Raw genomic sequence first — 6,938 nt, forward strand, 5'->3', positions numbered from 1 at the left:
GGGTTCATGCGCCGCCGGCGTTTGTTCAGGGAATGCGTTCGACCCTAAGCGGGAATTTCCCCCGCGTGAGCAAGGACTCAAAGCTACCCTCGAAGCGGCCGAGGCGGATCAGACCTTCCGACCATCGATAGCCAGCATAGAACAGCGCCAAATTGCCCCAAGGCGCGAAGTAGCAGAGATCGCCAGGCGCCTCGCTGCCGAACGGTCCGCTTCCCTCTTCGGTCAACTTGCGCGGGAGATAGGCGATCTTCTCATTGTTCGCGTAGTTGTCGATCGTAAGGTCCAGCGGCAGAAGCGACACCAGATCGCGTGCCGACGGATTGTCGTAGAGGGTTGCGGCCATACTGTGATTGTTGAAGGTCAACCTTATTCTCATGTCGGTTGGCTCCTGACTTGCCGGATTGTTCCCTTCTTGCGCGAAGGATGGCTTGGATAGGACAACGCTCGCAAACATTGCACCGAGCAGCGCGCGGCGAAGCGGCGAAAAAGACTGACCTGTCATGGCAAGCACTCCTCCAAGCGTTGATTCCGTATCGCAGAAACCGATCGGGCACAGAGGGCAGCCGCAGCAACGCTAACCACGAGGATGAATGCACTGAACGCGAAGGTCACCTGATAGCCCTCATGGTCGAACAGCAAGCCGCCAGATGATGCGCCGAGCGCGATCGCGAGCTGAATGACTGCCACCATAAGACCACCGCCGGCTTCGGCATCGTCGGGCAGCGCTTTGCTGAGCCATGTCCACCAGCCGACCGGCGCCGCAGTACCGATCAGCCCCCACATCGCAAGCAGTGACGTGGTCGCGAACGGCGAATCGCCAAGCAGCGTTAGGCTGATGCCGATCGCCGCCATGAGCAGCGGCAGGACGATGAGCAAGCTGTAAAGCCGTGTCTTGAGCAGGAGCCCGATCAAATAGGTGCCGAGCACGCCTGCTCCGCCGATGACAAGAAGGATCAGGGAGAGCGCCGACGTGTTCACTCCGGTGACCGTCTCGAGAAATGGGCGCAGGTAGGTCTGGAGGACGAATTGGCCCATAAAGAACAGCGAGACTGCCGCCATGCCAAGCGGGACGTTCCGGCGGCGCAGGACGCGGAACACGGTCCCGCTTTGCTCCATCTTCACAGACATCGACGGGAGGCTGACGAACAGCCAGACGAGCGTAATAGCCGCGAGGGGCACGACGGCGAAAAAGGAACCGCGCCAGCCAATATATTGGCCGAGGAAACTCCCCAGCGGGGCTGCGATCGTGGCCGCAAGCGCGTTGCCGCCATTGAGCAGGCCAAGCGCGCGCGGCACCTGGGATTGCGGCACCAGGCGCATGACGGTCGCTGCCGACATCGACCAGAATCCGCCGATGACGACGCCAACGAGCGCCCGGCCCGCCATGAAGATCGCGGTGTTCGGCGCGAAGGCGACCATCGCGCCGGAGACCATCATCAGCAGCGTGAGGCCTAGCAGCACGGTACGGCGGTCGATGCCGCGYGTCAGACTGGAGATCGAGAGGCTCGTCAGAACTGCGAACAGCCCGGAGACGGCGATTGCCTGGCCGGCCGTTCCCTCGCTTACACCGAGGTCGGAGGCGATGAGGGTCAGGAGACTGACCGGCATGAATTCGGAAGCAATCAGCGTTCCGACACAGAGCGTTAACGCGAAGACGGCGCCCCACTGTGCGGTCTCTGGGGAGTATCCGCTCGTTACCGTGGTATCTCCGTGCTTCATGACTGGTCCTTGCTTTTATTGGAAAGCACGCCCGGCGTCCTTTGGGTTGCCGGGCATGCCATGTTGTGATGCTCGTATCGGCAAGTCGGTTACGAGCTCAACTTCCCGCGAAAGAAGTCGGCTAGTTTGTCGAACGGGATCAGGTCGGCGCGGTCATAAAGGTCGACATGGCCGGCGTTCGGCACGATGTAGAGTTCCTTCGGCTCCCCTGCCCGCTTGTAGGCGTCTTCGCTGAATTCCTTGGAATGCGCCTTGTCACCCGTAATGAAGAGCATCGGTCGCGGGGAAATCGTCTCGATGTCGTTGAACGGATAGAAGTTCATGAACCTGACCACGCTGCTCATCGTCGGTTTCGTCGTCAGCTCCGCCTGCTGCCCCTTGGGGGTGTAGGCGCCTCTGGGTGTCCGATAGAAGTCGAAGAACTCGCGCTGGATCGGATCGGTGCTCTCGGTGAGCTCGTTGACCGTGCCGGGAATGTACTGCGTCTCTCCGCCAGTGAATTCGACCAGACGCTGAGCCGTCGCTTTCTGGATGAACTCTTTGCGCTGCTCGAGCGTCACCGAATGCTTCAGCCCGTTTCGGAACGCTGCCCCCATGTCATACATGCTGACGGTCGCAATGGCTTTGAGGCGCGGGTCGATCTTAGCCGCGCTGATGACGAAGCTGCCGCTGCCGCACACGCCGATTGCGCCGATGCGCTCCTGGTCGACGAAGGGCTGCGTGCTCAGGAAGTCCACTGCGGCACTGAAGTCGTCGGAATAGATGTCTGGCGCCACCAGGTGACCAGGTGTACCCTCGCTTTCACCCCAGAAGGACAAGTCGATGGAGAGCGTCACGAAACCCTGCTCGGCCATCTTTGTGGCGTAGAGATCCGCGCTCTGCTCCTTCACCGCTCCCATCGGATGTCCGACGACGATTGCGGCCAGCTTCGCGTTCGGCTGCATGTCCTTGGGCGTAAAGAGGTGGCCCGCCACCTTCATGTTGTACTGGTTCTGGAAGGTGACGCTCTTCACGTCGACCCTATCGCTCTTGTAGAAGTTGTTGGCTCCGCGTGACAGGTCTTGAGCGAGCGCCGGAGAGGCACTGACGGCAATTCCGGAAACAGATCCCAGCATAATTGCGAGACTCAAAGCGAATTCCTTCATCTCAATTTTCCTTTTCTATTCTGGTTGACCGCTTTTCAGCCTTGCTATGGCTGCGATCATCGAACAGCTGCACCGATATTCTTCGCGCCTAGCCAGAACGCTTGGCTTGAACGCCAATCTAGCGGGTGCTAACTCATAGGATTAGATGCTATATTGATCATGATCCTATAAGCAGAGGTTATGAATGTTTCGCGAGACCGTTAGCGATCTCATCGCCTTCATCGCTGTCGCACAGGAAGGCAGTTTCACACGGGCTGCCATTCGACTGGGTGTCTCCCAGCCAGCCTTGAGCCAAGCGATAAGGGGTCTCGAAGAGCGGCTGGGTGTGCGACTACTGAACCGCACCACCCGCAGCGTCGCTCCTACAGAGGCCGGCGAGCGTCTTCTCCGCAGCACCGAGCCACAATTTGCTCAGATCGAAGGAAGTCTCCTGGCGCTCACGGAGCTTAGGGATAAGCCATCAGGAATCGTTCGCATCACGTCGACCCAGCACGCCGCCGAAACGCTCCTCTGGCCGAAGCTGTCGAAGCTGATGCGCGAATACCCCGACATTACGGTCGAGCTCGTGACCGATGAGGGCCTGACCAACATCGTGAGCGAACGTTTCGATGCCGGCGTTCGGGTCGGCGAATTCGTTGAGAAGGATATGATCGCGGTGCGCATCGGGCCGGAGATGCGGCAGGCGATTGTCGGAACGCCGGACTACTTCACGACGCACCCGGTGCCGAAGCGTCCCGAAGACCTGACCGGTCACCGCTGTATCAATCTGCGGCGCGTCACGCGCGGAGGATACTTTCCCTGGGAGTTCGAGAAACGCGGCCGCGAAATCAACGTGCGCGTCGAGGGTCAGCTCGCGGTCAACAGTCTGGAGCTCGCACGGAGCGCCGCCCTGGACGGGCTCGGGCTCGCTTATCTGCCTGAGGATCTCGTTGAAGAGCAGATCGCGAAAAAGCAGCTTGTGCGGGTGCTGGAAGATTGGTGCGAACCTTACCCCGGTTACCACCTCTATTACCCAAGCAGCCGGCAGCACGCGCCAGCCTTTGCAGTCGTGCTGGAAGCGCTTCGCTTTCGCGGCTGATAGCAGCAAACTGCTGGCAGATAATGGTGAGCGCAGCTCTGCTCGTCCTGTCGCTCAGCGCGGTTATTCTGCTCTCGAAGATGTTTGCTGCTGTCGTGGAGGCAGGCACAACGCTCATCGGCGCTCCTGAGGTGGTGGTCGGAGTCGGCGTAGCTTTTTTGGTCCTTTTGCCGGAGAGCATGGCAGCGGTCCGGGCAGCGCGAGGAAATAAGCTGCAGAAGAGCCTCAACTTGGCACTAAGATCGTCACGTACCATCATCAGCCTGACTATTCCTGCAGTTGCGGTGGTCAACCTCATGCTCTAGAGGGAGCTCATGCTGGGCCTAGACGGCGAGGACACCGTCCTGCTCATGCTCACGGCTGTCGTCAGTCTTCTCACCTTTGGCACCGGGCGGACAAATATTCTGTATGGCTTCGTTCGCCTCGTGATTTTCGTGACCTTCCTGTTCCTTGTATTTGTCCCTTAGGTGCGAAGGCACCTGTTCAAATCACTTCTCGTCCGGCTTCTTATCTGGCGATGGGATTCCGTCGTCTCCGTAGCCTCGCCGCCCGTTGAGTTTTACCTTCGGGAGCGGTTCGGGACGATCTTCCAGCATTCTCACGGCTTTCCAGACCGAGTTCACAACTCTTTGGGTGATACTGAGATGGCTTTTGCTCATGATTGACTCATTCCTTCAATCGTACCGCGCTGTGACAGTTATCCTGCTCCAACTTCGCCGCTTGCTTTTGGGTCAAGGTCGTCTGAGAACCCGACTGTCAGCAGGTGCTGATTGGCTCTGTCCATGATCTCGACGCGCCAGCTTCGCCGGTCCTCGCCCTTCTGGTCGCCTTCGGTGATCATGACGCGCGCCTTGGCTATTGCGGCCTCTCGCGCAGTTTGAAGGTCAGGATACGAGTCTCCTTCGGGGTCTTCGAGGAAGCCGCCTTCAGTCCGGATGTTGAAGTAGTAGAGAGCCGTTTCCGCACTGTGCTCGGGCGCAAAGGGCGACTCCTGAGAAGGATGACCTGATCGGGGCGCGCCACCCTCATCATCCCACCTTCTGAGATCCTGACGCTGGCTTGGCTTCTTCGGATCGTTACTCATGTTGGAAGGATAGGACAGCTACCAGACTTTTTGATGGCTATTGCGGTTTCCAAGCGCCCACTCGAAGATCGCCGCCGATCAGCACCCTGTGCAGATGCCTCTCATGAGAACCTTCATCTTGCGATCCCAGATACGCTCTTGCGTCTCAGCTTTTGTTCGGACGGCTCTGCCCATCGCCGCCGATTCTTCGGTTGTATATTCCTTTTCCGAGGAAGCTTTTGGCTTCCATGCCTCAGGCGTAGCCGTGTCTTTTGAATAAGCGGAATGAGGTAGAACTAGTAAGGCAAGCATGGCTGTAACGGTTATGAGCCGCATAGGAAATCCCCTTGAGGAGCACACCTAACGGCCCCATGCTTAGATATAGAGACCGAAGTCTGGATCCGTAGCCCTCCTGTATGAYGATGAGTGGCAGACAATAGCGCATCGAGATCCCTTACACCTCTCCAGCTTCACCATCTTGCCACACGTCGAGAGCTATTTGACCGAATGAAAATGAATTTTGAAGCACCGGCCTGGCTCATCTTCTGGCCTGATTATGACGGGGCTGTGCGTGGCGAGGAGTTCCCAACCCTCAATCGAGCTCTTGTCGCCGCACAGCAGGACCATATACCTCGTATCCATTGGATCGTGACCGGTAGCGGTGACGTTCTTCGGCCTTGGCATATTGCTTCGTTGCTCGCTCGTCACCAGACTCGACTTTGACTGTCGATAGAGAGAATAGGTGTCATGAGTGATTTTGAACTCAACCGGCCAGCTCAGGTTGCGTGGTCTGCGCCAGATGAGCCGAGACGACAGGAGACGGACGATCCTGGGACGGTTCGATCGTTCAGCAGCCTGCGCGATGCTATCGTCTTCACTCTAGAGGACTTGCCGGAACGGTATCGTGCCAGCGCCCGCATAAAAGTCACGGATGGAGGCTCTTTGGATTTCGACCAGATCGAACGGATCTACGGCGAAATCATCAAGTCCTGACGCGCTGGAGGCCGTCGGCGGTCTTCTCCAGGCGAATTGCTCCCGGAGTTGCTGGGCAAGTTGTCGGATCTGCTCGGGTTCAGCCGTATTGCGCCGGTTCGGGATAAGATCTTGCTCTTCATCCACTCTCTTGATCCGCTTCCCGCCCAACCGCATCATCCCCTCGCGCCGCCATCTTCCTGGAGTTGGGATTCCCCAACGACCCGATCATACGTCTGATCATCGCCGCGGATCTGATATTGAGGCTCCCGGTCTCCGGCGGGGAGAAGGAAGACGATCTCGTAATGGCCCCTCCAAAGATCATGGGGTGGATAAGCCTCGGCGTAGTTGACGTGCTGGCCGACGGCATAGCGATGCGTTCTCATGACAGCATCCTTTCCAGATCGTCCTCGGGCAAAGTCGTCTATCCTGCTTGTTTATCACCAAGACCAGCCGCGCACGGCGATCAAGTACATGGCAACAGAGGCCGCGATCACAACGATGATGAGCGTCAGGTTCAGTGGGGCATTGTTCCAGGGCTGGCGGGATTTATCGAACATCTTGTCCTCCATTATCGCAGGGTTTTGGGATGTTTGATCGCTCCCTCTCGAGTGCCCATTCCATACAGGAGGAGACATCCGGCGATGAGCAAGGCTGAGATAATCGCTTGGCTTAACATCTTGCTGCTTCTTACCTGAGACAAGGCGGGCAGGATAAGTAACTAATCCTGTCAGTCGCCTAATTTATTGTTCTACAGCATATGTCATTATGTAAATTCTAGATATTTAAATCGTATTTATTTGATATTTAGTTATTTATTACCCCTGTAATCGTGATTTTAGTTCCCATATTAAGTTGAGGCGAATTTTAGGACTTTCTTTGCGATTGCCGAAGGTTCGCATGTGAGAGGTGGAGGTTCCCCATGTGCCTGAACAGCCGCTTCATGTTCGATCTTCAACAC

General features: G+C 57.5%; 9 protein-coding genes. 3 read left to right on the forward strand and 6 right to left on the reverse strand.

Annotation, left to right across the window (positions count from 1 at the left end; all coding sequences use genetic code 11):
- Positions 1-25: 25 nt before the first annotated feature.
- From ACXJKO_RS28485 to ACXJKO_RS28495, 3 genes are all read right to left on the reverse strand, one after another.
- Positions 26-502 carry a cyclophilin-like fold protein gene (locus ACXJKO_RS28485; RefSeq protein ID WP_457094404.1) on the reverse strand — a complete coding sequence of 159 codons (477 nt, stop codon included), beginning with the start codon at positions 500-502 and terminating at the stop codon, positions 26-28.
- Complete coding sequence (locus ACXJKO_RS28490) at positions 499-1,719, reverse strand: MFS transporter (protein WP_457094405.1); 1,221 nt, start codon at positions 1,717-1,719, stop codon at positions 499-501. Before ACXJKO_RS28490 ends, ACXJKO_RS28485 begins: the two co-directional genes overlap by 4 nt.
- Positions 1,720-1,808: 89 nt before the next feature.
- Positions 1,809-2,864: an alpha/beta hydrolase gene (locus tag ACXJKO_RS28495; RefSeq protein ID WP_457094406.1), complete on the reverse strand. Its 1,056-nt coding sequence runs from the start codon at positions 2,862-2,864 to the stop codon at positions 1,809-1,811.
- Between the two features lie 184 nt (positions 2,865-3,048).
- On the opposite strand from ACXJKO_RS28495, the gene ACXJKO_RS28500 reads away from it, so the two are divergent.
- The 3 genes from ACXJKO_RS28500 to ACXJKO_RS28510 are packed head-to-tail and all read left to right on the forward strand — an operon-like array spanning position 3,049 to position 4,409.
- On the forward strand, positions 3,049-3,942 hold the full coding sequence (locus ACXJKO_RS28500) for a LysR family transcriptional regulator (RefSeq protein ID WP_457094407.1): 894 nt from the start codon (positions 3,049-3,051) through the stop codon (positions 3,940-3,942).
- A 26-nt stretch (positions 3,943-3,968) separates the two neighbouring features.
- Complete coding sequence (locus ACXJKO_RS28505; protein WP_457094408.1) at positions 3,969-4,247, forward strand: hypothetical protein; 279 nt, start codon at positions 3,969-3,971, stop codon at positions 4,245-4,247.
- A gap of 9 nt (positions 4,248-4,256) precedes the next feature.
- Complete coding sequence (locus tag ACXJKO_RS28510) at positions 4,257-4,409, forward strand: hypothetical protein (RefSeq protein WP_457094409.1); 153 nt, start codon at positions 4,257-4,259, stop codon at positions 4,407-4,409.
- Between the two features lie 230 nt (positions 4,410-4,639).
- Here the strand turns inward: ACXJKO_RS28510 and ACXJKO_RS28515 are convergent, their stop codons facing one another.
- The 3 genes from ACXJKO_RS28515 to ACXJKO_RS28525 all read right to left on the reverse strand — a co-directional run bounded on the left by ACXJKO_RS28515 (position 4,640) and on the right by ACXJKO_RS28525 (position 6,363).
- Positions 4,640-5,026: a DUF6894 family protein gene (locus tag ACXJKO_RS28515; RefSeq protein WP_457094410.1), complete on the reverse strand. Its 387-nt coding sequence runs from the start codon at positions 5,024-5,026 to the stop codon at positions 4,640-4,642.
- A gap of 858 nt (positions 5,027-5,884) precedes the next feature.
- A complete protein-coding gene (locus ACXJKO_RS28520; protein WP_457094411.1) occupies positions 5,885-6,124 on the reverse strand; it encodes a hypothetical protein in 240 nt (79 codons plus the stop codon).
- A gap of 29 nt (positions 6,125-6,153) precedes the next feature.
- Positions 6,154-6,363, reverse strand: a complete 210-nt coding sequence (locus ACXJKO_RS28525; RefSeq protein ID WP_457094412.1) for a hypothetical protein — start codon at positions 6,361-6,363, stop codon at positions 6,154-6,156.
- Positions 6,364-6,938: the final 575 nt, after the last annotated feature.

The sequence above is a fragment of the Microvirga sp. P5_D2 genome (assembly GCF_054049475.1).

Bases quoted from the DNA above. Each gene is read 5' to 3' on its own strand.
- ACXJKO_RS28510 (WP_457094409.1), top strand. From the start codon at position 4,257: ATGCTGGGCCTAGACGGCGAGGACACCGTCCTGCTCATGCTCACGGCT.
- ACXJKO_RS28495 (WP_457094406.1), bottom strand. From the start codon at position 2,864: ATGAAGGAATTCGCTTTGAGTCTCGCAATTATGCTGGGATCTGTTTCC.
- ACXJKO_RS28525 (WP_457094412.1), bottom strand. From the start codon at position 6,363: ATGAGAACGCATCGCTATGCCGTCGGCCAGCACGTCAACTACGCCGAG.
- ACXJKO_RS28515 (WP_457094410.1), bottom strand. From the start codon at position 5,026: ATGAGTAACGATCCGAAGAAGCCAAGCCAGCGTCAGGATCTCAGAAGG.
- ACXJKO_RS28500 (WP_457094407.1), top strand. From the start codon at position 3,049: ATGTTTCGCGAGACCGTTAGCGATCTCATCGCCTTCATCGCTGTCGCA.
- ACXJKO_RS28485 (WP_457094404.1), bottom strand. From the start codon at position 502: ATGACAGGTCAGTCTTTTTCGCCGCTTCGCCGCGCGCTGCTCGGTGCA.